Annotated in this window: 24 protein-coding genes, 1 tRNA gene and 2 pseudogenes; 14 read left to right on the forward strand and 13 right to left on the reverse strand. The window is 63.9% G+C overall.

Translation table 11 applies throughout. From position 1 onward, the window contains the following. Positions 1-33: 33 nt before the first annotated feature. The 4 genes from CK220_RS04230 to CK220_RS04245 form a co-directional block, all read right to left on the reverse strand. Entirely contained in the window at positions 34-1,311 is a 1,278-nt protein-coding gene (locus tag CK220_RS04230; protein WP_095810712.1) for a sugar ABC transporter substrate-binding protein, read from the reverse strand. 25 nt (positions 1,312-1,336) lie between these two features. Then, positions 1,337-2,539: a PLP-dependent transferase gene (locus tag CK220_RS04235; RefSeq protein ID WP_095810353.1), complete on the reverse strand. Its 1,203-nt coding sequence runs from the start codon at positions 2,537-2,539 to the stop codon at positions 1,337-1,339. After that, a complete protein-coding gene (locus CK220_RS04240; protein WP_095810713.1) occupies positions 2,536-3,267 on the reverse strand; it encodes a FadR/GntR family transcriptional regulator in 732 nt (243 codons plus the stop codon). The genes CK220_RS04235 and CK220_RS04240 overlap by 4 nt, the downstream gene beginning before the upstream one ends. 275 nt (positions 3,268-3,542) lie before the next feature. Beyond that, positions 3,543-4,250, reverse strand: a complete 708-nt coding sequence (locus CK220_RS04245; protein WP_095810354.1) for a DJ-1/PfpI family protein — start codon at positions 4,248-4,250, stop codon at positions 3,543-3,545. Positions 4,251-4,330: 80 nt separating this feature from the next. On the opposite strand from CK220_RS04245, the pseudogene CK220_RS04250 reads away from it, so the two are divergent. Continuing rightward, positions 4,331-5,068 (forward strand): annotated as a pseudogene (locus CK220_RS04250) (helix-turn-helix domain-containing protein); the annotation flags it as partial. A gap of 26 nt (positions 5,069-5,094) precedes the next feature. On the opposite strand, the gene CK220_RS04255 reads toward CK220_RS04250, so the two are convergent. The 4 genes from CK220_RS04255 to CK220_RS04270 all read right to left on the reverse strand — a co-directional run bounded on the left by CK220_RS04255 (position 5,095) and on the right by CK220_RS04270 (position 6,956). Then, positions 5,095-5,763 (reverse strand): DUF2161 family putative PD-(D/E)XK-type phosphodiesterase, encoded by a 669-nt coding sequence (locus CK220_RS04255; protein ID WP_095810356.1) that lies wholly within the window; start codon positions 5,761-5,763, stop codon positions 5,095-5,097. Positions 5,764-5,825: 62 nt separating this feature from the next. Next, entirely contained in the window at positions 5,826-6,176 is a 351-nt protein-coding gene (locus tag CK220_RS04260) for a hypothetical protein (RefSeq protein ID WP_245428970.1), read from the reverse strand. Between the two features lie 132 nt (positions 6,177-6,308). Beyond that, positions 6,309-6,384 (reverse strand) — tRNA-Ala (locus tag CK220_RS04265). Between the two features lie 176 nt (positions 6,385-6,560). Then, complete coding sequence (locus CK220_RS04270; RefSeq protein ID WP_095810357.1) at positions 6,561-6,956, reverse strand: TIGR02300 family protein; 396 nt, start codon at positions 6,954-6,956, stop codon at positions 6,561-6,563. Positions 6,957-7,149: 193 nt separating this feature from the next. Here CK220_RS04270 and aroA point away from each other — a divergent pair, with 193 nt between their 5' ends. Both aroA and cmk read left to right on the forward strand, forming a co-directional pair. Further along, positions 7,150-8,508 (forward strand): 3-phosphoshikimate 1-carboxyvinyltransferase, encoded by a 1,359-nt coding sequence (aroA, locus tag CK220_RS04275; RefSeq protein ID WP_095810358.1) that lies wholly within the window; start codon positions 7,150-7,152, stop codon positions 8,506-8,508. A 257-nt stretch (positions 8,509-8,765) separates the two neighbouring features. After that, complete coding sequence (gene cmk / locus CK220_RS04285; RefSeq protein WP_095810359.1) at positions 8,766-9,416, forward strand: (d)CMP kinase; 651 nt, start codon at positions 8,766-8,768, stop codon at positions 9,414-9,416. A gap of 9 nt (positions 9,417-9,425) precedes the next feature. On the opposite strand, the gene CK220_RS04290 is transcribed toward cmk, so the two are convergent. Beyond that, positions 9,426-10,316 carry a bile acid:sodium symporter family protein gene (locus CK220_RS04290; protein ID WP_095810360.1) on the reverse strand — a complete coding sequence of 297 codons (891 nt, stop codon included), beginning with the start codon at positions 10,314-10,316 and terminating at the stop codon, positions 9,426-9,428. Positions 10,317-10,411: 95 nt separating this feature from the next. Here CK220_RS04290 and CK220_RS32335 point away from each other — a divergent pair. Continuing rightward, positions 10,412-10,513, forward strand: a pseudogene (locus CK220_RS32335) (cytidylate kinase); the annotation flags it as partial. 203 nt (positions 10,514-10,716) lie between these two features. Further along, positions 10,717-12,414, forward strand: a complete 1,698-nt coding sequence (gene rpsA, locus CK220_RS04295) for a 30S ribosomal protein S1 (protein ID WP_095810361.1) — start codon at positions 10,717-10,719, stop codon at positions 12,412-12,414. A 76-nt stretch (positions 12,415-12,490) separates the two neighbouring features. Here rpsA and CK220_RS04300 read toward each other — a convergent pair whose 3' ends face one another. The 4 genes from CK220_RS04300 to CK220_RS04315 all read right to left on the reverse strand — a co-directional run bounded on the left by CK220_RS04300 (position 12,491) and on the right by CK220_RS04315 (position 16,683). Then, the gene (locus tag CK220_RS04300) at positions 12,491-13,198 is read right to left on the reverse strand and encodes an SDR family NAD(P)-dependent oxidoreductase (protein WP_095810362.1); all 708 of its coding nucleotides are present in this window, start codon (positions 13,196-13,198) and stop codon (positions 12,491-12,493) included. A 184-nt stretch (positions 13,199-13,382) separates the two neighbouring features. Then, positions 13,383-14,963 carry a 5-guanidino-2-oxopentanoate decarboxylase gene (locus CK220_RS04305; protein ID WP_095810363.1) on the reverse strand — a complete coding sequence of 527 codons (1,581 nt, stop codon included), beginning with the start codon at positions 14,961-14,963 and terminating at the stop codon, positions 13,383-13,385. 164 nt (positions 14,964-15,127) lie between these two features. Then, entirely contained in the window at positions 15,128-15,841 is a 714-nt protein-coding gene (locus CK220_RS04310) for a TetR family transcriptional regulator C-terminal domain-containing protein (protein ID WP_095810364.1), read from the reverse strand. Beyond that, on the reverse strand, positions 15,811-16,683 hold the full coding sequence (locus CK220_RS04315) for a dimethylarginine dimethylaminohydrolase family protein (protein ID WP_095810365.1): 873 nt from the start codon (positions 16,681-16,683) through the stop codon (positions 15,811-15,813). The genes CK220_RS04310 and CK220_RS04315 overlap by 31 nt, the downstream gene beginning before the upstream one ends. Before the next feature lie 211 nt (positions 16,684-16,894). Here CK220_RS04315 and CK220_RS04320 point away from each other — a divergent pair, with 211 nt between their 5' ends. From CK220_RS04320 to CK220_RS04360, 9 genes are all read left to right on the forward strand, one after another. Next, entirely contained in the window at positions 16,895-17,710 is an 816-nt protein-coding gene (locus tag CK220_RS04320; RefSeq protein WP_095810366.1) for an ABC transporter ATP-binding protein, read from the forward strand. A 55-nt stretch (positions 17,711-17,765) separates the two neighbouring features. Continuing rightward, positions 17,766-18,560, forward strand: a complete 795-nt coding sequence (locus CK220_RS04325) for a transporter substrate-binding domain-containing protein (RefSeq protein WP_067324186.1) — start codon at positions 17,766-17,768, stop codon at positions 18,558-18,560. 197 nt (positions 18,561-18,757) lie between these two features. Further along, complete coding sequence (locus CK220_RS04330; protein ID WP_176479000.1) at positions 18,758-19,423, forward strand: ABC transporter permease subunit; 666 nt, start codon at positions 18,758-18,760, stop codon at positions 19,421-19,423. Beyond that, a complete protein-coding gene (locus CK220_RS04335) occupies positions 19,423-20,232 on the forward strand; it encodes an ABC transporter permease (protein WP_095810368.1) in 810 nt (269 codons plus the stop codon). Before CK220_RS04330 ends, CK220_RS04335 begins: the two co-directional genes overlap by 1 nt. 82 nt (positions 20,233-20,314) lie before the next feature. Continuing rightward, on the forward strand, positions 20,315-21,316 hold the full coding sequence (locus CK220_RS04340) for an Ldh family oxidoreductase (protein WP_095810369.1): 1,002 nt from the start codon (positions 20,315-20,317) through the stop codon (positions 21,314-21,316). 367 nt (positions 21,317-21,683) lie between these two features. Further along, on the forward strand, positions 21,684-23,999 hold the full coding sequence (locus CK220_RS04345; RefSeq protein WP_095810370.1) for an EAL domain-containing protein: 2,316 nt from the start codon (positions 21,684-21,686) through the stop codon (positions 23,997-23,999). Positions 24,000-24,384: 385 nt separating this feature from the next. Continuing rightward, entirely contained in the window at positions 24,385-25,146 is a 762-nt protein-coding gene (locus tag CK220_RS04350; RefSeq protein WP_095810371.1) for a hypothetical protein, read from the forward strand. 146 nt (positions 25,147-25,292) lie between these two features. Then, positions 25,293-25,442, forward strand: coding sequence for a DUF3096 domain-containing protein (locus CK220_RS04355; RefSeq protein ID WP_095810372.1), 150 nt, complete (start codon positions 25,293-25,295; stop codon positions 25,440-25,442). A 271-nt stretch (positions 25,443-25,713) separates the two neighbouring features. Beyond that, positions 25,714-25,938: an aa3-type cytochrome c oxidase subunit IV gene (locus CK220_RS04360; protein WP_067003362.1), complete on the forward strand. Its 225-nt coding sequence runs from the start codon at positions 25,714-25,716 to the stop codon at positions 25,936-25,938. The last annotated feature ends 41 nt before the right edge of the window (positions 25,939-25,979 follow it).

Below are 25,979 nucleotides of genomic sequence, written 5' to 3' on the forward strand. Positions count from 1 at the left end.
CTTCTCCCCGCAAGCGGGGAGAAGGAAGAAGGGTTACTTCTTGTTTTTCGCCAGCCAGGCCTGCTGCTCCTTGGTCAGGAATGCCGCCCACTCGTCGGCCACCTGCTTGGCTGGCTTCTGGCCAAGCAGCACTTCCTGGAAGTTCTTGATTGCCACCTGGTCGACGAAGTTGCCGAGGTTTTCCAGATGCGTCGGCGGCGTCACCATTTCGTATTTGGAGCTGTCGTTGAGCTCGGTGAACCAGCCCTTGAACTGCTCGGTCTTGAAGTGGGCGTCCTGATCGGCGCCGTTGTGGATCGGGACGACGCCGACTTCCTTGGCCCATTCCAGATTGTCCTTGGGCGACAGCAGCGTCGCCATCAGCTTCCAGGCCTCGTCCTTGTGCTGCGAATTGGCGAACATCGCCCAGCCGGCATAGCCCAGCGTCGGATAGGATTTGCCACTCGGGCCGACGGGCAGCGGCGCGACCGCAAAGTCGTCGGCACTCATCTTATCGGCGATGCCGAGCAGCGCGTCCGGATCCTGGTTGAGCATGGCGCAGGTGCCGGAATAGAAGCCGGTCACGGTCTCGTTGAAGCCCCAGCTCACGGAATCCTTCGGCGCCAGGCCGTTCTTGTACATGTCGGCCAGCATCTGCAGCCCCTTGACCGAACCCTCGTCATTGATTGTCGAGGTGCCGTCCTCGGTGAAGTAGCCGCCCTTGCCGGCGGCGATGTTCATGAACATGTGCATGCCGTTGAAGGCGCCGGGGCCGCCGCGCAGGCAGTAGCCATATTTGCCGGGAATGGCCGAGATTTTCTTGGAAAACTCGACGAACTCGTCGAGGGTTTCCGGCGGACGGTCGAGGCCGGCTTCCTTGAACAGCTTCTTGTTCCAGAACAACGCGTTCACATAGTAGCCGTAAGGGATCATGAACTGCGTGTTGTTGACGGTCGAGCCGAATTGCTTGGCGCGGTCGCCGAGCGTCTTGGCGCCGTCCCACTTGGCCATGTACGGGCCAAGATCTTCGAGCTGGCCGTTATTGGCATAGAGGCCCATCCAGCGCTCCGGCATCTCGACGACGTCCGGCGTGTCGCCCGCCTGAACCATGGTCAGGAATTTTTCGAATGCCTGACCCCAAGGCAGCGAGACGAGCTCGACCTTGATGCCGGGATTGGCCTGCTCGAATTCGGCGAGCTGCTTTTTCAGGAATTCGGTGCGCGGCGGGCTGGTGATGACCTCGACCATCTTGATGGTCGTATCGGCCAGCGCGGCCCCGGCGGAAATCGCCAGGCCGGCAGCGGCGGCAAGCAGGATTGTCAGTCTTTTCATGTTCGGAACTCCCATTTTGAACACCTTATTTTTTTGCCTTGTCGAAGGCCTGGGCGATGTCGGCCCAGAGATCCTCGACATTTTCCAATCCGACATTGAAGCGGATGGTTCGGGGGCTGACGCCGAATCGCGCCATCGAATTCAGGCCCGGCGTCTGCTCGAGCGAGGCCTTGGCCGGCACGACCAGGCTTTCATGCCCGCCCCAGCTGACACCGATGCGGAACAGCTTCAGCGCATCGACGAAAGCCGGAATGTCGACGTCCTCCGCGACCTCGAAAGAGAACAGCCCGGCATAGCCGGCAAGCGTCTTCTTGCCGGGATGATTGGAATAGGCGGGATGGTTGACCCGCTCGACCTTGCCATGCGCCTTCAGCCGCTCGGCTATGGTGAGGCCGCTCTTCATATGATGCGGCAATCGCAGCGGCAGCGTGCGCAGGCCGCGCAGCAGAAGCCAGCCCTCGAAAGGCGAGAGCTTGCCGCCAAGCGACGAATAGGTCTGCTCGTTGATGTGCTTGATATGCGCGGCCGAGCCCGCCACGACGCCGGCGACGGTGTCGCTGTGGCCGCCGAGATATTTCGAGGCCGAGTGCAGCACCAGATCGACACCATGGGAAATCGGCTTCTGGAAGACGGGCGTCGCCCAGGAATTGTCGATGGTGGTGACGATGCCCTGTTCCTTCGCCAGCCGGGTCAGATGGGCGATGTCCTGCAGCTCGAACATCATCGAGGTCGGGCTTTCGAGGTAGAGCAGCTTGGCGCCCGGAAGCGCTGCCGCCACCGCATCGGGGTCCGAGCCGTCGACATAGTCGACCTTGATTTGCAGGCGCGGGAACAGGCGCTCGAACAGACGGTAGGCGTCGCCATAGCAGTTGCGCACGGCAACCATCCGCTCGCCGGCGCCGACGAAGGCGAGCACGGTGGCGCTGATCGCCGCCATGCCGCTGGAGAAGCCCCGCGCGGCTTCCGCACCTTCCAAAGCCGCGACGCGCGCCTCGAATTCCATCACCGTAGGATTGTCGCCGCGCGAATAGATCGGCTGCCTTCGCCTGCCGGCAAAGGTGTCGGCCATGTCGGCATAGTTATCGAAGGTGAAGAGCGACGTCTGGTAGATCGGCGGCACCACCGCGCCGCCGGGGAACGGATCGTCATGCGCGAGAAGCGTCGCGGCCTCGCCGAGATAGTCGCTGGCCAAAGAGGCCGGGTCGAAGGCGGCGAGCTGCTCGTTCATCTGCGGTCCAAAAGTTTGAGGTTGGCGGCGCCGCGCTTCAGGTCGTTTTCGACAGTAGCGATGAGCTTCAGCGCTTCGGCCCGGGCTCCCTCCGGGTCGTGCGCGGCGATGCAGTCGAAGATGGTGCGGTGATAGGGAAAGCTGGCATGGCCGAAGTCGCGCACGCCGAGCGGATGTTCCCAGAAGCGGTGGAACAGCTCGTGCATGGCACTGATGATCTGCTCGAACAGCGGATTGCCGGAGGCGCGGTAGACCGACTGGTGGAACTCCCAGTCCTCCTCCGAGGACATGCCGGCGCGGCTGTGGAAGGCTTCTTCCATGATGTCGAGCTTGCGCTCGATCTCGGCAACCTCAGCCTTGCCTGCGCGGACGGCGCAAAGAGCGGCGGCCTCGGCCTCCAGCGCGCGGCGGATCTCCAGCGTGCGCATCAGGCCGGCGAAGTCGTTGCCGCCGGCAAGGGTCAGCGGCATGTGCAGCATGTCGGGCGAGACCGCCGCCTTGAGGTAAGTGCCGCTGCCCTGGCGCCGTTCGACGAGGCCCAGCCCTTCCCAACGGGTGAGTGCCTCGCGCACCGTGTTGCGGCTGACCTTGAGGCGTTCGGCCAGGATGCGCTCGGTCGGCAGTTTTTGACCGGGACCGAGCGCCTCCTGCCGCACGAAGCCGGCCAACGCCTTCAGCACCGCGTCATCACGGGCCGTGGTCTGGATGGGCGGGAGAGGGTCAGTCACGCCGTGGCCCAAAGTGGTTCAATGGTCCAACCAATTTCTACACAGGCGGAATGGAGAGTCAACAGCCGAAAATCGAGAGAGAACGAACGGCGCGGAGTGTGCGATTTGGTCCGATCGGCTTAGACCGGTTCACCGTTTCAGGGAGACGGCAAACCGCTCTATCTTTTGTTTTGACGCAATTCCGGGCGGAAAACCGTTTCACACTTTTCCTGGAATGCTTTTGTTTTCACGCAATTCCGGACGGAAAACCGTTTCACACTTTTCCTGGAATTGCTCTAGCCGCGGATGCGCACCGGTGTGGTGGCCGCGCGAACGCCGCGCCAGCGGGCAAACATTTCCTCGCGGACCCGCCGCGAACCCGCGAGCCGCTCCTTCGCCTGCGCCAGCACGGCCGGTGGAGCCTCGGCGGGCGTGCCCGACCGGAAGGGAGGGGCCGGCGCATATTCGAGCGAGAGCTGCACCGTTTCGGCCTCGGCCCGTCCGAGGAGCCTCGCGACCAGCGCCAGGCCGAAATCGATCCCCGAGGTCACGCCACCGGCGGTGATCAGGTTGCCGTCCTCCACGATGCGCTCGTCGACAGGCAGCGCCCCGAACTCGGTAAGGAAGTCATGTGCGTACCAGTGCGTCGTCGCCCGCTTGCCCTTGAGCAATCCCGCAGCGCCGAGCACCAGGGCGCCGCTGCACACCGACGTGACATAGCGCGCCTGCGCCGCGCGCTGCCGCACGAAGTCGAGCACTGCCTGGTCCTCCAACAGCCCGTTGACGCCCCCGCCGCCAGGAACGCACAGCACATCGAGAGGCGGACAGTCGTCGAAGGTTGCCGTCGGGTTGAGGGACAATCGTGTCGACGACACCACCGGATTGCGATCCTTCCAGATCAGTTCCACCTCGGCGCCCTTTGCCGATGCCAGGACTTCGTACGGACCAGTGAGGTCGAGCTGTTGGACATTGGGGAACACGAGGATGCCGAAACGAAGGGTCATGGAAATCTCCGCAGGTTGACTCCGGGCAATCGGCCGGCCTCGTGCTGGAGACCACCGTGCTGCCGACGCGCGGGCTGGAGATCGACACGATGATCGTGCCTGGCGGGTGGGGCGTCAACGCGGCCTGCGAGGATCCCCAGCTTGTCCAGTGGATCATCGGCCGCTCGCGCGACGCCATGCGAACGGCTTCAGTCTGCAGCGGCGCCTTCCTGCTGGCGACGGCGGGCCTGCTCGACGGCCGCCGCGCGGTCACCCACTGGGGACGCTGCGCGGAATTCGCCCGGCGCTTTCCGGCGGTCCGGCTCGAGCCCGACCCGATCTTCATTCGCGACGGCAATGTGTGGACGTCCGCCGGCGTGACGGCGGGCATAGATCTGGCGCTTTCCTTCGTCGAGGCCGACCTCGGCCGGCGCATGGCGCTCGCAGTGGCCCGCCAACTCGTCGTCTTCCTGAAACGTCCCGGCGGCCAGGCGCAGTTCAGCCAGACCCTCAAGCTGCAGGATGGCGACGAGCGCTTCGACAGGCTGCATGGCTGGATCCTCGACAATCTGGCCGGCGACCTTTCGCTGACGACATTGGCCGAACGCGCCAATATGAGCCCACGCAGCTTTTCGCGGCACTACCGGGAGGCGACCGGCCGGACACCCGCCCGCGCGGTCGAAGAGATACGCATCGAGGCGGCGCGACGGGTGCTGGAACAGGGACTGGCCGTCAACCAGGCTGCCCGCCGCTGCGGCTTCGGCTCGGAAGAGACGATGCGACGCGGCTTCCTGCGGGCCCTCGGGACGAACCCGCGCGACTATCGCGAGCGTTTCTGAAGCACCGTCTTGCCGATGAACGTTCGCTACAACGGGCTCTCAACCATCCCATGTGATTGCACGGCCGCCTGGCCGGCTTCAGTCAGCGCGTATATGCCGCGTTCGGCCCTGGCGAACCAGCCATAATAATTGTGCAGCAAGATGCTGGCCGCGCGCGACGAAAGGGCCTTGAGATCGCGCGGCCGCTTCGGGCCATCGGCCATGGCTGCTGCGCAGGCAATCGCTTCCTGGCGGTATGCGGTCATGATCGGCTTTCGCCGCGTGCTGCCGCCCAGGGACGGATCGCCCTTGCGGCGGTGATGTTCCTCGACCAGGCGCGAGCGCCGCCTCGGGTCGCGCCGCGGCGGCACGGCGGCCGGGCTGAGCAGCAGCTCGACCTTGCCCCTTCCATCGACCGCGAGCAGGCCGAAGCCGAGCCGGCGGCAGAGCGCGCGAAAACGTCGATCGTGCTCGCGGCCTTTGCCGCGCGCCGACATCCGGGCGGCAAGCCAGACCTCGTCGCAGGCCGCCGCCCGATCGACACCTTGCAGAACGAGCTCGAGATTGAACTGCAGCTTCAGCTCGCAGATGACGACCACGGGCGGCTCGCCATCGCGCAGCCCGACGATGTCACAGCCGCCGACCTCGCCTTTGACGGTGAAGTCGAGGCTCTCGAGAAACCCCTTCACCGGGGTGTAGAGGGATGTCTCCTGCATGGGAAAGCCATAGCCGATTCGAGACCGGCCGGCACGGCCGAAGGCGACGCGACCGCCCGCCGCTATTGCTTGGCGAACTGGCCCCTATAGGTCTGGCCGGCAAGCGTGTAGGTGCCGGCCAGCGTTCCGTCAGGCTGCCTCGTAAACGTGATGTCTGCGCCGTTCGGCAGGCGCCCAAGCTTCAATGTGTTCCCGACAATCCTGCCGGCGCCGTCCGCGATCCCCGGCTTGTTGTCGGCCATATCGCCCCACGCGTAGCTGACCGTCACCTGCCCGCCCGGTGAAACCGTCAGCACGGCCAGCTTGCCTTCAAACGTGCCATCCAGCCGTCCGGCCCATATGCCTGAAAAAGCCGCATATCTGGCGGGGACACTTTTGCCGGGAGGCGTGATCGCCACGGTTTGGTCGAGCACCGCAGTGTCCGGGGCAGCGGGAGCCGCGACGGCAGCCGGTCCAGGTTGAGGAGGAGGAGGCGGGGCCTCGGATACCGATTCACAAGCGACGAGCGCCAATGCCGCGAAACCGAGCATCAAAGAAAGACTGTTTGGTGGAGCCAATCGGAATCGAACCGACGACCTCTTGAATGCCATTCAAGCGCTCTCCCAACTGAGCTATGGCCCCACTCCCGGCAGTCAGCCGGCGCCGTTTCCGGCGAAGAGATCCGGCGCGCTTGGACGCCGCGCCGTCGTTTAGTGCTGGCGGCTTCTAGCGCCGCCTTCGGTCAAGATCAAGCCTTGAAAAGCCGCTTTTTCGTCACAGGCCAAAATGGCCGGCAAACATTCGCGCAAGGCCCGGAATCAGACCTCGTCCTCGTCGTCGCCGACGCCGATCATATCGGAAACGTCATCGTCCTCTTCCTCCTCGTCGGCAAGGAAGGTGTCATCGTCATCGTCACCGAGATCGACATCCTCCTCGTCGTCGCCGAGATCGGGCAGATCGTCGCCGCCGCCCTTGGCCTCGTCATCGGCTTCCTCGAGCGAGACGACTTCGGCGCCTTCTTCTTCCTCGGAGTCGATTTCCTTGTCGGCGACGTCCTCATCGTCCTCGATCGCGGAAATCTTGCCTTCGTCGAAATAGGAGCGCGGATAGCTCTTGCCGGTATAGGGCGAGACGATCGGGTCCTTGTTCAGATCGTAGAATTTCCGACCCGTTTCCGGGTCGACACGCTTGGTGCCAAGTTCAGCTTTTGCCACGTCAGGCCTCGTCAAAAAAAGAATGGTCCCCTTAACCGCAGTTTTCCGCGCTGTCAAAGCCAAAAGCCGGCATCGCAAAACCTTGCATTCGAAGGCCCGCGTGAGGGGATGACCATTGCGGCGCGCCGTGATACGAGACCGCCGCAACATGACGAATTGAGCCGGCCCGCCGGCACCGCATTTGGAAAAGACAATGTCTCACGCTGCCGCCCCAAAGCCGGCTACGGCCCGCAAATCCCCTGCCCTTGCCGGCACGGCGCGGGTGCCGGGCGACAAGTCGATCTCGCACCGCTCTTTCATGTTCGGCGGCCTCGCCTCCGGCGAGACGCGCATCACCGGCCTGCTGGAAGGCGAGGACGTGATGCGCACGGGCGCGGCCATGAAGGCGATGGGCGCGCATATCGAAAAGAGGGACGCCGAATGGGTGATCCGCGGCACCGGCAACGGCGCGTTGCTCGAGCCGGAAGGCCCGCTCGATTTCGGCAATGCCGGCACCGGCTCGCGGCTCACCATGGGCCTGGTCGGCACCTACGACATGGAGACGACCTTCATCGGCGACGCCTCGCTTTCCGGCCGGCCGATGGGCCGGGTGCTGGAGCCGCTGCGCCAGATGGGCGTGCAGGTGCTGAACGCGGCCCCCGGCGACCGCATGCCGATCACGCTGCGCGGTCCGAAACACGCCGCGCCCATCACCTATCGCGTGCCGATGGCCTCGGCACAGGTGAAGTCGGCGGTGCTGCTTGCCGGCCTCAATACGCCGGGCATCACCACCGTAATCGAGCCGGTGATGACGCGCGATCACACCGAAAAGATGCTGAAAGGCTTTGGCGCCAACCTCACCGTCGAGACCGACGAGCGCGGCGCGCGCCACATCTTCGTCGAGGGCCAGGGCAAGCTGACGGGGCAGACCATCGCCGTGCCCGGCGACCCGTCCTCCGCCGGCTTCCCGCTGGTGGCGGCGCTCATCGTGCCGGGCTCCGACATTGTCATCGAGAACGTGCTTATGAATCCGACCCGGACCGGGCTGCTCCTCACATTGCAGGAGATGGGCGGTCGCATCGACATCCTCAACCCGCGCAATGCCGGCGGCGAGGATGTGGCGGACCTGCGCGTGCGCTCCTCCGACCTCAAGGGCGTCGTGGTGCCGCCGGAGCGGGCGCCGTCGATGATCGACGAATATCCGGTGCTGGCGGTCGCCGCGAGCTTCGCCGAAGGCGAGACGCTGATGCAGGGTCTCGAGGAATTGCGCGTCAAGGAATCCGACCGGCTGTCGGCTGTCGCCAACGGGCTGAAGCTCAACGGCGTCGACTGCAGCGAGGGCGAAGCCTCGCTCGCCGTGCGCGGCAGGCCGGGCGGCAAGGGGCTGGGCGCTCACCCCAACGGCCCGGATACGGCGGTGAAGACCCATCTCGACCATCGCATCGCCATGAGTTTTCTGGTGATGGGACTCGCCACCGAGAAGCCGGTGACGATCGACGACGCCAACATGATCGCGACGAGCTTTCCGGAGTTCATGGGGCTGATGAAGGGGCTGGGCGCGGAGATCGAGTGACGGGCGATGCATTGGGGCCAAACTGAAATGCGGGCGGGACAGCACCCCCCTCTGTCCTGCCGGACATCTCCCCCGCAAGGGGGGAGATCAGATGTCGCGCAGGCCTTCGCCAATCTCCAACGCCGGATGGAAGGCGCCGGCATCGGAACTGCCAATCTCCCCCCTTGCGGGGGAGATGTCCGGCAGGACAGAGGGGGGTGTGAAGGATCGCGGCGCTTGTCATATTCATCGCGCTCTTCGACTACGTCGGCCGACCCATGACCCACACCTTCACCATCGCCATCGACGGCCCCGCAGGCGCCGGCAAGGGCACGCTCGCCCGCCGGCTCGCCGATCATTACCGGCTGAACCTGCTCGACACCGGGCTTACCTATCGCGCCGTCGCCCATAGGCTGCTCGAGCTCGGCCTGCCGCTCGACAATGTCTCGGCGGCGGAAACCGCGGCGCGCCAGGTCGACCTCACCAGCCTAGATCGCACGGTGCTTTCGGCGCATGCGGTGGGCGAGGCCGCCTCAAAGGTCGCCGTCATTCCGTCAGTCCGGCGTATCCTGGTCGAGAAGCAGCGCCAGTTCGCCAAGGCGCCGCCAGGCGCGGTGCTCGATGGCCGCGACATCGGCACGGTCGTGTGTCCGGACGCCGACATCAAGCTCTACGTCACGGCAAGCGCCGAGGTGCGGGCAAGTCGCCGGCTGGCCGAGATCGAAAGCATGGGAGGCAGCGCCGATTTCGCCACGATCCTCGCCGACATCGAGCGCCGCGACGAGCGCGATATGGGCCGTGCCGACTCTCCGCTCAAGCCGGCGGCGGACGCGCACTTGCTCGACACCAGCGACATGACAATCGAGTCCGCGTTTCTGGCGGCCATGGCAATCGTCGACCGCGCCATGGCCGCGAAAGACCTCGCCTGAGCTTGGCTGTCACGACCTGATCGTACCTTCGATCGCATGTCTGCCTGACCTGCTCAGGACGGCTACGAAAACCGCGGCGGTGACATAGGCAATCAAGGCGTAAAGCGCTGGCGGGATCGCCATTTCGGCATTGTTGAGCAGATATTCGCTAAGCGCCAAGGCTATGACGAACGCGGCGTTGTGGATGGCCGTTGCCATGGTGATGGCGACCGCCTGCCGCCTTTCCAGGCGCAGCAGCGACGGAACGGCGTAGCCGAGCGCCATGCTCATCACGTTGAAGGCAAAGGCGGCAAAGCCGACAACAGGCCCCCAGGTCACGATGACCTGCCGCTGATCGACGACGGCAAAAATAACGACCGCCGCAAGAAAAAGCGTCGCCAGTAGCTTGACGGGGCCCTCCAGGCGCTCGGCCAAGGCCGTGTAGCGGTGCCGGACGGCAACTCCGATCGAGACCGGGACAAGCACAACGGCAAAGAACTGCAGGAATTTCTCGATCGGCAGCGGGATGACGTGCCCGGCGCCATAGAAATGCAGCAGCGAAAAATTGGTGATCAATGGCACCGACACCAGCGCCACCATTGAGCTGATCGCCGTCAGCGTCAGGCTGAGCGCCGTATCGCCCTTGGCAAGGTGGGTGAAGAGAACCGCGGACGGGGCGCCGGGACTGGCCGCGAGCAGCATCATGCCGACCGCCATGGCAGGCGGCAAAGCCGAAACCGACACAATGCCGAAGCAAAGGACGGGAAGAACCAGTATCTGCACGATAAGAGCCACAAGGAGGGCCTTCGGTCGCAGCACCACCTGCAAGAAGTCCTGGAGCTTGAGCGACAGGCCAAGCCCCAGCATGATGATGACGAGCGCAACTGGCAGGAAGATGTTGAAAGTGGCGCTTGACTGCATAGTGATCCTCCCCGTGACCATCCATGTCGGCAAAAAGAACTGCAACCGCGAACGCGTAATCGCAAAACTTTTGGGCGGAGCAGGCGCACCGCGGCGACGCGCACTTGCCTGACACCGGCGAAATGGCTATAGAGGCCTCGTTTCTGGCGACCATGGCTAGTCATCAAAGACTGCTGGCCAAGAGAAACAAGGCCTGATCCGGGTTTTCCTCGTGTTTTCCGTTGCCGGAGGCGATGAAAATACCCATATCGGGCACGAACCAGCCTGCCAGCATTCTCTATGCGCCGGACTTGCCGCGTAAGCGGCCGAGGGCTCTTCAGCCCGGAACGCCGGCAGGCTCACGCAACGCTAACCCACGGCGCCCGCTTCGCTTGTTGTGCGAGGCATTCCAGGAGAAACAATGTCAGCTGCAAATCCCACTCGCGATGATTTCGCGAGCATGCTCGAAGAATCATTCACCGCCGGCCATTCCGGCGAGGGCCAGGTTGTCCGGGGCACGATCACCGCGATCGAAAAGGACATGGCCATCATCGACGTCGGCCTCAAGGTCGAAGGCCGCGTGCCGCTGAAGGAATTCGGCGCCAAGGGCAAGGACTCCTCCCTCAAGGTCGGCGACACCGTCGAGGTCTATGTCGAGCGCATCGAGAACGCGCTTGGCGAGGCCATGCTGTCGCGCGAGAAGGCCCGCCGCGAGGAGAGCTGGGTGCGCCTCGAAGAGAAGTTCACCAAGGGTGAGCGCGTCGAGGGCGTCATCTTCAACCAGGTCAAGGGCGGCTTCACCGTCGATCTCGACGGCGCCGTGGCGTTCCTGCCGCGCAGCCAGGTCGACATCCGTCCGATCCGCGACGTCTCGCCGCTGATGCACAACCCGCAGCCCTTCGAGATCCTCAAGATGGACCGCCGCCGCGGCAACATCGTGGTGTCGCGCCGCACCGTGCTCGAGGAGAGCCGCGCCGAACAGCGTTCGGAGATCGTGCAGAACCTCGAGGAAGGCCAGGTGGTCGAAGGCGTGGTCAAGAACATCACCGACTACGGTGCGTTCGTCGACCTCGGCGGCATCGACGGCCTGCTGCACGTCACCGACATGGCATGGCGCCGCGTCAACCATCCGACCGAGATCCTCAACATCGGCCAGACGGTCAAGGTGCAGATCATCCGCATCAACCAGGAAACCCACCGCATCTCGCTCGGCATGAAGCAGCTCGAGAGCGATCCGTGGTCGGATATCGGCACCAAGTTCCCGATCGGCAAGAAGATCAAGGGCACCGTCACCAACATCACCGACTACGGCGCGTTCGTCGAGCTGGAGCCGGGCATCGAGGGCCTCATCCACGTTTCGGAAATGTCGTGGACGAAGAAGAACGTGCACCCCGGCAAGATCCTGTCGACGACGCAGGAAGTCGACGTGGTGGTGCTCGAGGTCGATCCGGCCAAGCGCCGCATCTCGCTCGGTCTCAAGCAGACGCTGGAGAACCCGTGGGAAGCCTTCGCGCGCAACCATCCGGTCGGCAGCCAGGTCGAGGGCGAGGTCAAGAACAAGACCGAGTTCGGCCTGTTCATCGGCCTCGAAGGCGACGTGGACGGCATGGTGCACCTCTCCGACCTCGACTGGACCCGTCCGGGCGAGCAGGTCATCGAAGAGTACAATCGCGGCGACATGGTCAAGGCGCAGGTGCTCGACGTCGACATCGACAAGGAGCGCATCTCGCTCGGCATCAAGCAGCTGGCCCGCGACACGGTCGGCGAGGCGGCGAGCAGCGGTGAGCTGCGCAAGAACGCCGTCGTCACCTGCGAGGTCACCGCGGTGAAGGATGGCGGTCTGGAAGTGCGGCTGGTCGACAGCGGCCTCGAGACCTTCATCAAGCGTTCGGACCTTTCCCGTGACCGCGACGAGCAGCGCCCCGAGCGCTTCACCGTCGGCCAGAAGGTCGACGCCCGCGTCATCGCCTTCGACAAGAAGACCCGCAAGCTGCAGGTCTCGATCAAGGCGCTGGAAATCGCCGAAGAGAAGGAAGCAGTCGCCCAGTACGGCTCGACCGACTCCGGCGCTTCGCTGGGAGACATCCTGGGCGCGGCGCTGAAGAAGCAGGGCAACTAAGCTCCTTCCTTTACCAAAAGCAAAAACCCCGCCGGAGCGATCCGGCGGGGTTTTCATTGCACTTTGATCTGTGAGATCAGGCTCGCCCGTAGAGCGGCACCAGCGTGCCGCTCATCGCCTGATTGGCGGGCGAGGCAAGATAGGCGATCGCCTCGGCGGCGGCTTCGAGGCTGACCCATTTGGTGAAATCGGCGTCGGGCATGTCGGCGCGGGTGGCGGGCGTGTCGAGCGTCGAGGGCGCGACCGCATTGACCAAGATGCCCTTGTGCTTCAGCTCCTCGGCCATCGCCTGCGTCATCGCGGCGACCGCCGCCTTGCTCGCGGCATAGGCGACCATTCCGGCGCCGCGCCTGGGATCAAGCCCGGCGCGCGCGCTGACGTTGACGATGCGCCCCGCGGTGCCCGACGCCAGCATCGAGCGCACCGCGGCGCGGCTGCAAAGGAAGGTGGTCCGGGCATTGGTGTCCATCATCTCGGCAAAGGATGCCGACTCGATCTTTTCCACCGGCGCCATGGTGAAACCGCCGGCGAGATGGATCGAAGCCCAAAGCTCCGGAACCTGATGGTAGAAGGCCTCGACCTTGGCGGAGTCCGACAGGTCGACATTGTGCGCCAGATGGACGCTGGCGTGAGCCGCGTAGGGAAAATGCGGCGGAGCCGCGGCATGCGCATTGGGCACGTGGCAAATCGCGCCCTGCTCCAGCAACCTGCCGACAACCGCGCCGCCGAGCGCCCCAGTGCCGCCCGTCACCACGACATGCCTGCCGTTAAGCGTTTCCGTCATATTTCGACTGCTCCTGTCGTGTTCTTATGATTATGCCGCCCCCAGCCTCGAACGTCGCGCCTTTCGCGTTGTCACTCAATTGAAATATCGACATGGCAGGCGTCCCGTCTTTGCATGCGTCGAGACGCAGCCGCCTGACGTCACCCGACTGCGTCTCGGCTGGATGAGACGGTCGCCAGGACCTTCAATCGACGGTGATTTCTATAACCCGCGGCTTGCCGGCCGCTCGCGCGCGCTTCAGCGCACCGGCCAGGACATCGACCCCTGTCAGCCGCTCGGCTTCGATGCCGTAGGCCTCGGCGAGCTTGCAGAAATCCGGTGGTGCCGGCGACACGCCGACCGGCTCGACGCCGACATCAAGCATCGAGGTTTCGATCTCGCGATAACCGCGATTGTTCCAGACGACGAAGATCACCGGCGCCTCGGCATCCAGCGCCGCGCCCAGCTCCGGCAAGGTGAACTGGAAGCCGCCGTCGCCGGTGAGGCACACGACCGGCGCTTCGGGCACGGAAAGGGCAGCACCGATCGCTGCCGGCGGACCGTAGCCCAGCGCGCCGAAACCGGTCGCGGCATTGAACCATCCAGCCGGACGGTCGTGGTCGTAATAGAGATTGGCGGCATAGATCGGCTGGGTCGAGTCGCCGACGATGATGGCGCCGGGCAGCGCATCGCGGATCGTCTCCACCGCGCGCAGCTGCGCCAGGTAGTCCGGCCGCAGCTCCGCCAGCGCGGCCTCTCGTCCTGCGGCCGCGCGGGCTTGGCCGTCTTTCGCGGCGACACGAACGGGGCCGAGTGCAGCCAGCAGGGCAGAAAGCGCCTCGGCACAATCGGCGTGGATGCCAACCGTCACCGGGCGGCGCGCGAGCTGGTCGGCGCCGATATCGATGCGGATGAGCTTCGGCGGCAGCACGAAGCCGCCATCGCCATAGCCGTCATAGTCGGTGGGGCCGAATTCGGTGCCGGCGGCGATCACCAGATCGGCGTCCGCCATCAGCGCGCGCACCGCCTTCAGGCTTGGGCTTGCCGGCACCAAGAGCGGGTGGCGATGCAGCAGGCCGCGCGCATTGGCGGTCTCGACGACCGGGGCGCCGAGCGCTTCGGCGAAGCGCGTCAGCGCCGCGTCGGCTTTCTTGGCACCGCCGCCGGCAAGAATCAGCGGACGGCGAGCCGCCTTGATCAACCTCGCAGCCTCCGCAACAGCTGCCGCGTCAGGAGCAGGCGGCGCGGCGTTGCCGAGCACCGGCGCGAGCCCCTCGGCGGGCTTCACCATGACGTTTGTCGGGATCTCGATGTGAACCGGACCCGGCCTCGACGAGGAGAAGACGGCGAAGGCGCGGGCGAGCGCACCCGGCAGTTCCTCGGCCTCGGTGACACGCTCAGCAGACAGCGCCACCTTCTCCATCATGCCGCGCTGGTCCGGCAATTCGTGCAGGAAACCCAAACCCTTGCCGAGCGTATCCGTGGCGTTGACCCCGGAGATCACCAGCATCGGCACCGAATCGGCGCGCGCCTGGCCCATGGCGGTGATGGTGTTGGTCAGCCCGGGTCCGGTGATGACGAAAGCGACGCCCGGCCGGCCGCTGGCGCGGGCGTAGCCGTCGGCCATGAAGCCGGCGCCCTGCTCATGGCGCGGCGTGATGTGGCGGATCTTCGAGCGCGCCAGGCCGCGATAAAGCTCGACCGTATGGACGCCCGGAATGCCGAAGACGGTGTCGACGCCATGCGCCTCGAGCAAGTTTATGAGCGCTTCGCCGAGCGTGGTCATTGGTTTCCTCCCTTTAGAGCGGGTCACTGTTCAACGGAAACAGTGATCCGCTCTATCTCTTTGTTCGTTACGCAATTCCCGCCGAAAAACCGCTTCTCACTTTTCCCGGAATTGCGAGAGCATGATGCCGAAAAGTGTGAAGCGGTTTCGGACGACATCATGCTCTATCTCTTTGATTTAGAGCCGGATTCAGATTTCAGGCCGATTCGACCTGAAATCTCCGGCTCTAGCGGCGCGAGGCCGAGTTCGGCCTCGACAGCCTTGATGCCAATCGCCGCCAATTCGCCGGGCGAGAACATCTCACCGGCCAGGCAGCCTTCGATCCAAAGCCCGTCGATGATCGCATTGATGGCGATGGCGTGACGGCGCAGCTGACTTGCGTCCGGTTTGCGCTGTTCGGCGGCGAGCACCTCGGCCACGACCGCTTCCACCTCGTTGCGAAAGCCAAGATAGCCTTCGCGGTGGGCGCGGGCGAGCGTCGGATCCGCACTGGCACGGCCGATGAAGGTCGCCCAGAGCGAAAACACCCGCTGGTCGATGATCGGCGCGTTGAGATTGGCGGTGACGAAAGCCGCAAGGCGTTGGCGCGGCGACGCCTCTTCCATGACCAATGCTGCTTTCGCCTGCTCGGTCATGCGGCCGACCAGCGCCGTATAGGCCTCCTGCAGCAATTCTTCCTTGCCGGGGAAATAGTGCCGGATCAGCCCGGCGGTGACGCCGGCGCGCAACGCGATGGTGCGCAAAGTGGCGCCTTGGAGGCCATATTCCGCCACGCAGTCCAGGGTCGCTTCGATCAGATCCTGCCGCCGCCGCTCCTCGCCCTCGCGACGGAACTTGCGGCGCACAGTCATTGGCGCAGGATCGGCCGTGTCAGGCATGTCGGCCCGCCTTCACAGGCGATGCAGAGCGCATCCGCCTCGAAAATCTCAACCGTGCAGCCGGCCGCCTCCATCGCGGCTTTGGTCTTGGGAAAGCCCGCAACGGCAATGACCTTGTGCGGGCTGGTCGGCAGCACGTTCAGGCTGAGGCCGTTGGAAGCGGCGAATTCTCCGGCGTCGCCTTCGACCAGCCTGATGCCGCGCGCCTTCAGCATCTGATAAAAGGGGGCCGGCAAAAGCGGTGAATAAACCAGTGCGAGGTCGTCGGCCAGCGGGCTGATCACCGACATCAGATGCAGGCACGCCTCTTCGCCCTGCCACAAAGGCAGATCGAAACCGTAGACGGAAATGCCCAGCGGCGTCAGCAGGTTGGAAACCTGCTGGATGCCTTCCTGGTTGGAGCGGACCCCGCGCCCGATTGCCAGCGTGCGGGCATCCACCCATACGCAATCACCACCTTCGACCTGGCCAGGAGCTTCGACGCGGCCGAGGATCGGAATGCCCAGTCTTCTGTAGGTTTCCTCATGCAGGGAGGGCTCCCTGGCGCGCAATGGCTTGCCCATGGACAGGATCAGCGCACCGCGGTCGGTCATCAGCGATGGATCATGCGTGAACACCGAATCCGAAAGGCCGTCCGCCTTGTCCTCGATCCATTCGATTTCGGCGCCGGAAGCCGCTACCAGTCCAGCAAGGGCCGCGTGCTGCGACGCTGCCTTCGCCGGGTTGAACCCCGGGCCATAGTGCCATTGAGCTCTGTCGGCCTCGCGCATGGCGTTCGCCGCCGACCGCATGAGCACGCGCCGCAGCGGCGCCGCCATGGATTGTGATCCGAAAGCGCTCATCAATGCCCTTTTTAGATGAAAAAAACCGAAAAAATTTCATGAAAGGCTATTTATACACTTGCGCAACAAGGCTGCAAGTGCCGTAATGAACGGGATTGACGGGCTCGCGCTGCCGGGTCCATGCTGAAGTGAGGAGCGGGACAGTATAGCGTATGTTGATGAGCCGGATGGACGTTCGACGAACTGCCGTCGCCCCTATAGAGGTCACCCGGTGAGCGCGGTGGAAGCCGCCGCAGTCCCAGCCGGCCAAGCGCAGAGCGGCGCCGCCGAAGCCATCCATGTCGAGAACCTGCATAAAAAGTTCGGCCAGCTGCATGTGCTGAAGGGCGTTTCGCTGTCGGCGCGCGACGGCGAGGTGATCGCCATCATCGGCGGCTCGGGCTCCGGCAAGTCGACGCTGCTGCGCTGCATCAACTGCCTGGAAAACCCGACCAGCGGCATCATCCGCGTCAATGGCGAGGAGATCAAGCTGAAGGCCGACAGCCACGGCCATACGGTTCCTGCCGACCGCAAGCAGATCGAGCGCATCCGCTCGAGACTCGGCATGGTGTTCCAGAACTTCAACCTGTGGAGCCACATGACGCTGATCGAGAACGTCATTGAGGTTCCGGTGCACGTGCTTGGCCTCAAGCGCGACGAGGCGATCGCCCAGGCCGAGAAGCTGCTCGCCCGCGTCGGGCTGGCGGAGAAGCGCGACGTCTACCCGGCATTCCTGTCGGGCGGCCAGCAGCAGCGTGCCGCGATCGCCAGGGCGCTGGCGATCAATCCGCGCGTCATGCTGTTCGACGAGCCGACCTCCGCGCTCGATCCGGAGCTGGTCGGCGAGGTGCTGAAGGTGATCGGCGACCTGGCGCGCGAGGGGCGCACCATGGTGCTGGTGACGCATGAAATGAAGTTCGCCCGCGAGGTCGCGACGCATGTTGTCTACCTCTACAACGGGCTGGTCGAGGAAGAAGGCCCGCCGGAACAGCTGTTCGGCGCGCCGAAATCCGAAAGGCTCAAGCAATTCCTCCGCAATGTCGGCTAGGGCAGGCGTCAAGCGGAGCGAAAACCGGGAACGACAACAAACTGGGAGTCCTGAAATGAAGACTGTTCTCAAGACCTTCGCCGCGGCGCTGCTGTTCGGTGTCGCCGCGATGGGCGTGGCCAAGGCCGATCAGGTCAAGATCGGCGTCGCCGCCGAGCCTTATCCGCCATTCACCTCGCCGGATGCGACGGGCAAGTGGGTCGGCTGGGAGATCGACTTCATCGACGCCGTCTGCGCCGAGGAGAAGCTCGACTGCGTCATCACGCCCGTTGCCTGGGACGGCATCATTCCGGCGCTCACCACCAAGAAGATCGACCTCATCGTCTCGTCGATGTCGATCACCGACGAGCGCAAGAAGACGATCGACTTCTCGGATAAGTATTACAACACGCCGACAGCAATCATCGGGCCGAAGGACCAGAAGTTCGGCGCCACGCCGGACGATCTCAAAGGCAAGGTGATCGGCGTTCAGGTGTCGACCGTGCATGCCGTCTACGCCAAGAAGCACTTCACCGGCGCGCAGGAGATCAAGGAATACCAGACGCAGGACGAGGCCAACAACGATCTCGCCGCCGGCCGCCTCGATGCGGTGCAGGCCGACTCCATCGCGCTCGGCGAATTCCTCAAGACGGACCAGGGCAAGGCCTGCTGCGATCTGAAGGGCATGGTCGCGCCGGACGACGAAGTGCTGGGACCGGGCGTCGGCGCCGGCGTGCGCAAGGAAGACACCGCGCTCAAGGAAAAGATCAACGCCGGCATCAAGGCGATCCGCGCCAACGGCAAGTACGATGAGATCTCGAAGAAATACTTCGACTTCGACATCTATGGCGGCGCCACGCAGTCGAACTGACACGTCCACTTGATATTGGGGGCATGGCCAGCGCCATGCCCCTTGGCCCAAACCTTGCCAAGCATGCCCGCCGCTGAACGCTGCGGTCGGCTGCCAGCAATTCGGGGGCGAAGCTGATCAATGCCTTTCTTCCGGCCTCGGCGGCCGGCATCATCGAACTCCTGTCGCCGGTGCCGCCCGGCTGGGGCGGTACCCTGCTGGTCGGATTGCTGCATTCGATCGAGATCGCCATCGGCGCCACCTGCCTTGGCCTTTTGATCGGCACCGGCGGCGCCTGGGGCAAGCTCTACGGCGGACCGGTGACGCGCGATCTGCTCGCCGTCTACACCACGGTGGTGCGCGCCGTGCCGGAACTGGTGCTGATCCTTCTGCTCTATTACGCCGGCACCGATCTCATCAATCAGGTGCTGACTGCGATGGGTTACCAGCGCGTCGACATCAGCGGGCTGGCCGCCGGCATTTTTGTCCTTGGTGTCGTCCAGGGCGCCTATTCCACAGAAGTCATCCGCGGCGCCATCCTGGCCATCCCACAAGGCCAGATCGAGGCCGCCCGCGCCTATGGCATGCCGCCCAGCCTGATGTTGAGGCGCATAACATTGCCGGCAATGCTGCCTTTCGCCATTCCCGGTCTTGCCAATCTGTGGTTGATTGCCACCAAGGACACCGCGTTGCTTGCCGTCGTCGGCTTCTTCGAACTGACGCTTGCGACGCGTCAGGCGGCCGGCGTCACCAAGGCCTATCTGGTCTTCTATCTTGCTGCCGGCGCGCTTTATCTGGCGCTGACGCTGTTTTCCAGCGTGATCATCGGCCGCGTCGAGGCCTGGTCGCGGCGGGGCATGCCTTCCGTCAAGGAGGCGCGCTGATGTCGGCCGAAGCGACCACGATCAACATGGCGGCGCGTGCCTCGCTCTGGCTCAAGCCGCACCGCATCGTACTGATCCTCATCGCGCTGGGATTGGTCCTCTGCGCGGCCTTCTTCATGCGCTGGGACTGGCTGCCGCAATATTGGCAGATGGGGCTGCTCGGCATCTGGCGATCGCTGTGGATCCTCGTCGTCACCTGCGCGCTGGGCTTCATGCTCGCCGTGCCGCTTGGGCTGGCGCAGGCCGGCGGGCCGTTCTGGTTCGCCGTGCCGGCCAAGATCTTCTGCACCATCATCCGCGGTACGCCGCTGCTGCTGCAACTCTGGCTGCTCTATTACGGGCTTGGATCGCTGTTTCCGCAATATCCATGGATTCGCGAGTCCTGGATGTGGCCCTATCTCAGGCAAGCCTGGCCTTACGGCGTATTGGCGCTGACCTTGTCATTCGCCGGCTATGAGGGAGAAGTGATGCGCGGCGCCTTCGCTGGCGTGCCGAAAGGGCAGTTGGAAGCTGCGCGCGCCTTCGGCATGAGCCGCTTAAAGATCTTCCGCCGCATCTGGCTGCCGCAGGCCTTCTTCCGCGCGCTGCCGACACTGACCGGCGAGACCGTGCTGCAGCTCAAGTCGACGCCGCTGGTGGCGACGATCAGCGTCATCGATATCTTCGCCGTCTCGTCCAAGGTACGGCAGGACACTTATCTCACCTACGAGCCCTTGCTGCTGCTGGCGCTGATCTACATGACCATCACCGGCATCCTCGTTCTCATCTTCAGCCGCATCGAGGCTCGAATTCCGGTCAAGATCGGTTAGCGAATAGAGAGTAGCGAATAGCGAGTAGTTCGTTTATCTCCCCTACTCGCTATTCCCTACTCGCTGCTGCGGAGCAACTCCGATGCAACTCACTCTCGACCAGGCAACAGGGCTCTGCCGCATGGCGGCACTGGGCGCCGGCGCCAACGAGGAGGCGACGCAGTCGCTGGTTGCCTCGATCATCGCGGCCGAGGCGGAAGGTCTGTCGACGGTCGGACTATCGCATTTTATCGACTATCTGGAGGCGATCGAGGACGGCCGCATCGACGGCAATGCCGATCCGGTCGTCACCCGGCCGGCGCTGGCCGTCTACCTCTCCGATGCGCGCGGCGGGCTTGCCCACACCGGCTTCGACCGGACGATCGATGACCTCGTCAAGGCAGCAAGGCTGTTCGGCGTTGCCATCTTCTCGCAGAGCAACGCCTATACCTGCGGCGCGCTCGGCTATTTCACCGGACGGCTGGCAGCGCAGGGGCTGGTCTCCTTCGCCGCCACCAACGGGCCGGCGGTGCTTGCAGGCTCGGGCTCGGTCAAGCCGGTCTACTGCACCAACCCGATGTCCTTTGCCGCGCCTGCCGCCGACGGGCCGCCTTTGGTGATCGACCAATCGTCGAGCGCCACCGCCTTCGTCAACATCCGCAAGGCGGCGGAAGACGGCAGGAAGATTCCCGAGGGCTGGGCACTGGATGCCAGCGGCAACTCGACCACCGACCCGGCAGCGGCGATGAAGGGCGCGATGCTCGCCTTCGGCGGCCAGCGCGGCGCCAACATCGCGCTTATGGTCGAGGTGCTGGCGGCGGGCATTTCCGGCGCCAACTGGTCGCTCGACGCGCCCTGGTTCTCCGGCGGGCCGGACAGCCCCGGAACCGGGCTCTTCGTGCTCGCTATCGAGCCCAAATTGCTCGATCCGGATTTCGAACAGCGCATGAAGGACCAGCTCGACCGGCTGCGGCGGCGCTACGGCGTGCACATCCCCGGCCGTGCCCGGGCAGAGGCCGCTGAAAAGGCGACGGCGCGCGGTGTCGATATCCCGAAGGCGGTCGTGCAGCGCATTTCCGAATTCGCCGAACGCTACTCGGCCTGATCGAGGCATCGCCCGGCAACAAGGCGCGCATTTGCTTGGCGCCCCTTTGAACCTTTCTTTGCCCGGCAGCGACCTATCGGCGGCAGCCCACATCGCAAGCCGCAAAAGGGTGGCCTGGGTCGCGCCTTGCGGCCGCGCCGGGCGTCCAGTCGGCCTAAAGCGCGTCGCGTCGACATGGAGTCAGGCAACGGGCTTTAAGTCTTTGTTTTGACGCATGTCGTTCTCCCAAACCGCTGCGCGCTTGTGGGCGACATGCATGTCCTTGCGCTCTTGGCAGGCGGACCGAAGCCCTTGCTCAAGCCGGTCCTGTTCTAAGCCTTTCTTAAGGCGGTTGTGTCATGACAAGGCTTAGCGTTGGGCCGACCCTATGGGCAAAACAAAGACCGAAAGCATCCCTGCGGATGTTTATATCCAATTTGTGCGGTCGTTGTTCGACAACGCGCACATGTTGTTGATCGGTGGCGCGTGCTACTCGATCCTCGGAATCATGATCTATCAGCGCACCCACAATGCCCTGTTCCTGGCGTTTTCCTTTGCCCTGCTTTCCGTCAGCCTTATCCGTTACTTCGGCATTCGCAGCTTCCTGAGGACAGGTGGCGCGATTGCCGATGTCGAACACGCGCAGCGGTTAGAGCGTAGCTACATCCTGAAGGGCTGTCTTCAGGGTCTCGGATTGGGCGCGCTGTGTTTCGTGTCGATCTATGTCTATCCCGAACCGTTCGCCGAGCTGGCGGCGATGTCGCTGACGCTGGCGACCCTGGTCACGGTTGTCGCCCGCAACTATGGGTCACCGCGCATGGTGCGGATTTTTTCCGTGACCTTCATCGGTCCGGCGGCTCTCGCGCTCCTGCTACGCATGGACGCGCCCTCCGTCGTCCTCGGCCTGATGATCATCCCGATGACGTTCATCACCATCACTGGCGCCGATCATGTCCGCAACGTACTGTTCTCGGCGGTCATCGGCCACAAGCAGGCGAGAAACCTGACGCGCAGGTTCGACCGCGCGCTCAACACGATGTCGCACGGCCTGGTCATGCTCGGCCCCGACGGGCGCGTCGCCGTTGCCAATGCCGAGGCCGCCCATCTGATGTCGCTGAAATCGGCCGACGCGCTGCTCGGCCGCTCGATCCACGGCCTGCTAATGCGCGGCGTCGCCGGCGGCATGCTGGCGCCCAAGGATTGCCGCTATATCGAGGCCCAACTGACGCGCGCCTTGCGCGAGGGCCGGGACCGCAAGGTGCTTGTATCGCTGGCCAACGGCCAGCACTACGAGTTCTCCGCCCGCGAAGGCAGCCAGGAACTCGGCGTCATCACCTTCGAGGACGTCACGGCCCGCGTCGAGGCGGAGGAAAAGATCCGTTTCATGGCGCGCTACGACAACCTCACCGGCTTGCCGAACCGTGCCTATTTCCACGAGCTGGTCGGCGAGGCGATGGCGTCCGGCGACCGCGACCGGCTCTGCGGCCTGGCGGTGCTCGACCTCGACGATTTCAAGAGCGTCAACGACACGCTCGGCCACCCGGTCGGCGACGGTTTGATCTACGCCGTAGCCGAGCGGCTGGCGGCGGTTGCCGGGCCGGGCATTAATGTCAGCCGCTTCGGCGGCGACGAGTTCATGATCTATTTCGATCGCATCGAGGACGAGAGCCATCTCAGCAGCCTGCTAGACGAGATCTTCGCCGACCTGCAGGGCGAAGTCGACGTCGCCGGTCACGGCCTGCGCATCCAGACCAGCGGCGGCGCGGTGTTGTCCGTGGTCAAGGACACCGACGTCGACGGCATGATCGTCAAGGCAGACCTCGCGCTCTACAAGGCCAAGGAACTCGGCAAGAACAGCTGGCGGCTGTTCGAGGCATCGATGGATGCCGCCTTCCGCAATCGCCAGCTGATGAAGGCCGATCTGCGCAGCGCCGTGCAAGCCAAGGAGTTGCGCGTCGTCTACCAGCCGATCGTGTCGATGAGCACCATGCGCATCGCCAGCTGCGAGGCGCTCTGCCGCTGGGATCATCCCGATCTCGGCCCGATTTCGCCGGGCGTCTTCATTCCGCTGGCCGAGGAGATGGGCATCATCTCCGAGATCAGCTCCTTCGTGCTGCAGGCGGCCTGCGCCGAATGCGCCAAATGGCCGGCCCAGACCAGCGTTTCGATCAATCTGTCGGCCAAGGACTTCCGCAATCGTGACGTCGTGCAGAAGGTGCGCGATGCCTTGGCGGCGTCGGGCCTTGCACCGCACCGGCTCGAGATCGAGGTGACGGAGACTGCCTTGCTCGACGACAAATCGCTGACCCGCGAGCTGATCGAAGAGCTGAAAGCGCTGGGCGTCCGCATCGCGCTCGACGACTTCGGCACCGGCTATTCCAGCCTCAGCTACCTGCACAAGCTGCCGCTCGACAAGATCAAGATCGACCGCTCCTTCCTGATCGACGTGACCCAGAGCCCCCAGTCGCTCGATCTTCTGAAGGGTATCGTCGGCTTGACCCGGACGCTGGGCCTGGTCGTCACCATCGAGGGGGTGGAGACTTTCGAGCAGCTGAAGGTATTGGTGCGTTCGGTCAAGCCGGACCTCGTGCAAGGCTTCCTGTTCGGCGCCGCGCTCAGCGCGTCCGGCATCGAGACGATGTCGAACGTCACCTGGCCATTCGCCGCCGACCTGCGCCTCGCCCCCAGACGGTCGGCCAGATAGCCGCTTTTTTGCGAACTTCGTCGATCAGGGCTGAGAATGCGGTTGCTTAGGCCATTTTCGCCAAATCGGAAGATTTTGATCCGAATTTTTCAGGGTCAAAAGTTCACTTTTGTTTTCTTCAAGAAACTCAATACATCCGAATATTTTGGCTGGATTCCCTATATTACTGGTAGCTGTGGCGGTCCAGTGCTTTCAGTTCTGGCATCCGCGATCTCCTTGATGTCGAACGCGAGCCAAGGTCCAGGCGTCCGGTCGACTTTTCCGCGCAACCCTTTCCGGCGCCCTGTTAAGGTTAACGGAAGGTAAACGAGCAGTATCGAATTTTCGGCTTGTGTCTCATTTTGACTCGAATAGCCTGTTTACAGGCGGATACGAGGACTTGAGAATGGATGCTGCACGAAACGATGCGCAGGCTGGCGCCGGCGCAAATGCTGGCTCGGCGCTGAATCGTTCGATCATGCAATTGCTGGAGCATGTCGATTATCGTCTGATCACTGGAGGCGAGGATCTGGAGGCGATTTACCGCCTTCGCTATCAGTCCTACCTGCACTCAGGCATGTGCGGCCCCATCGCCAGCGGGATGTTCGAGGATCGCTGGGACAACCTGCCGAATTCCTACAGGTTCGGCGTCTATTTCGATGGCCACTTGGTCAGCACGCTGCGGCTCCACTACATTTCCCGCGAGCACCCCTATTCGCCCTCCGTCGACGCCTATCCGGAGATCTTGGCCGAGCGGCTTGCCCGCGGAGAAACCTTCATAGACGGAACCCGGTTCGCAACCGACGCGGATAGCGCGCCCGCGCCCGGAGTCCTGCCTTTCCTGACGCTGAGGCTCGGCATGGTGGCTTCCAGCTATTTTGGCCAGACGGCCGTGCTGACGCCGGTCAAGGTCGAGCATTCCGCTTACTACGCCCGCATCTTCCATGCCGTGCAGCGGACAGAAGGCAAGGTGTTTCCGGGTGTCCTTGCGCCGATCGCCTTGTTCGAGATCCCCTGCGGTGAAAATTTGCGCCAAACGCTCGACCGCTTCCCCTTCTTCAAGTCGACGCCAGTGGAGCAGCGGATGATGTTCGCCAATCCGGCCATCAACCGGCTGACGCCTCTGTCGATCGTACCGACGGCCAAATACTATCGCGATGCCGCCTGAGAGGGCGTCCTTCCGCGCATCGTGAACCTTCCCCGCGGCTCCCGCGTTACGAGTACCGGCGTCACTGATCATCGGCGGCGCCGCATTCTTGCCCACCAGGCTTTTCGCCGGCTCAAATCGGGTTTTTCACGGGAAGGAGTACGATTATGACCATCCACTCGCTTGCGCTCACGCCCCTGATCTCGCTGATCGCCGGCATATTGATCCTGGTGATCCCGCGCCTGCTCAACTATATCGTCGCGCTTTATCTGATCGTTGTCGGCCTGCTCGGCCTTTTTCCGCACCTCGCCGCCTGATGCGTGTTGCCCGGAAGTGTGCAGCGGTTCTGGGCAGCGGCACCCATCAAAACGAGCTTTGAAGCGCGTCGCCCGAATCCGTTTCGGCGCGACGCGCTTTAAGGGTCCACGATGTCCCTCGCCGCGGCGAGGCCTCTCATCGCAACAACCGCTTCCGCCCATTCCAACTTCCGTTTGAAGCTGTTGTCGCCGGCCGTGCGGCAATAGCGCCATTGCTCTTGCTCCGGCTTTTCGCTATGTGCCTCGAAGGCATTTTCGAAGGGGTATTCCTATGGCTGATCACACGCCGACCGGTCCTGTCGAACTGGGCGCGCAGATGGACTATGCCGAGCATGATCGCACCTACAACGCATTCCTCACGCTCGCCAAATATGGCTCGCTCGTCTGCGCCGCCATTCTGCTGGCCATGGCCTTCGGCTTCTTCGCGGGCGGCTTCTTCTCGGCGACCATCCTGTTCATCGTGATCATGGCCGTCGGCTATTTCATTCTGCGATAGACTCTCCAAGCCATTGCGTTCGACGTTCCGCCGGAGGTCCC

Origin of the sequence: Mesorhizobium sp. WSM3860 (genome assembly GCF_002294995.1) — a bacterium.
Classification (GTDB): domain Bacteria; phylum Pseudomonadota; class Alphaproteobacteria; order Rhizobiales; family Rhizobiaceae; genus Mesorhizobium.

Excerpts from the sequence above, each read along its gene's own strand:
- CK220_RS04230 (WP_095810712.1), bottom strand. The coding sequence starts at position 1,311 with ATGAAAAGACTGACAATCCTGCTTGCCGCCGCTGCCGGCCTGGCGATT.
- CK220_RS04235 (WP_095810353.1), bottom strand. The coding sequence starts at position 2,539 with ATGAACGAGCAGCTCGCCGCCTTCGACCCGGCCTCTTTGGCCAGCGAC.
- CK220_RS04245 (WP_095810354.1), bottom strand. The coding sequence starts at position 4,250 with ATGACCCTTCGTTTCGGCATCCTCGTGTTCCCCAATGTCCAACAGCTC.
- CK220_RS04255 (WP_095810356.1), bottom strand. The coding sequence starts at position 5,763 with ATGCAGGAGACATCCCTCTACACCCCGGTGAAGGGGTTTCTCGAGAGC.
- aroA (WP_095810358.1), top strand. The coding sequence starts at position 7,150 with ATGTCTCACGCTGCCGCCCCAAAGCCGGCTACGGCCCGCAAATCCCCT.
- cmk (WP_095810359.1), top strand. The coding sequence starts at position 8,766 with ATGACCCACACCTTCACCATCGCCATCGACGGCCCCGCAGGCGCCGGC.
- CK220_RS04290 (WP_095810360.1), bottom strand. The coding sequence starts at position 10,316 with ATGCAGTCAAGCGCCACTTTCAACATCTTCCTGCCAGTTGCGCTCGTC.
- rpsA (WP_095810361.1), top strand. The coding sequence starts at position 10,717 with ATGTCAGCTGCAAATCCCACTCGCGATGATTTCGCGAGCATGCTCGAA.
- CK220_RS04300 (WP_095810362.1), bottom strand. The coding sequence starts at position 13,198 with ATGACGGAAACGCTTAACGGCAGGCATGTCGTGGTGACGGGCGGCACT.
- CK220_RS04305 (WP_095810363.1), bottom strand. The coding sequence starts at position 14,963 with ATGACCACGCTCGGCGAAGCGCTCATAAACTTGCTCGAGGCGCATGGC.
- CK220_RS04310 (WP_095810364.1), bottom strand. The coding sequence starts at position 15,841 with ATGCCTGACACGGCCGATCCTGCGCCAATGACTGTGCGCCGCAAGTTC.
- CK220_RS04315 (WP_095810365.1), bottom strand. The coding sequence starts at position 16,683 with ATGAGCGCTTTCGGATCACAATCCATGGCGGCGCCGCTGCGGCGCGTG.
- CK220_RS04325 (WP_067324186.1), top strand. The coding sequence starts at position 17,766 with ATGAAGACTGTTCTCAAGACCTTCGCCGCGGCGCTGCTGTTCGGTGTC.
- CK220_RS04335 (WP_095810368.1), top strand. The coding sequence starts at position 19,423 with ATGTCGGCCGAAGCGACCACGATCAACATGGCGGCGCGTGCCTCGCTC.
- CK220_RS04340 (WP_095810369.1), top strand. The coding sequence starts at position 20,315 with ATGCAACTCACTCTCGACCAGGCAACAGGGCTCTGCCGCATGGCGGCA.
- CK220_RS04345 (WP_095810370.1), top strand. The coding sequence starts at position 21,684 with ATGGGCAAAACAAAGACCGAAAGCATCCCTGCGGATGTTTATATCCAA.
- CK220_RS04350 (WP_095810371.1), top strand. The coding sequence starts at position 24,385 with ATGGATGCTGCACGAAACGATGCGCAGGCTGGCGCCGGCGCAAATGCT.
- CK220_RS04355 (WP_095810372.1), top strand. The coding sequence starts at position 25,293 with ATGACCATCCACTCGCTTGCGCTCACGCCCCTGATCTCGCTGATCGCC.
- CK220_RS04360 (WP_067003362.1), top strand. The coding sequence starts at position 25,714 with ATGGCTGATCACACGCCGACCGGTCCTGTCGAACTGGGCGCGCAGATG.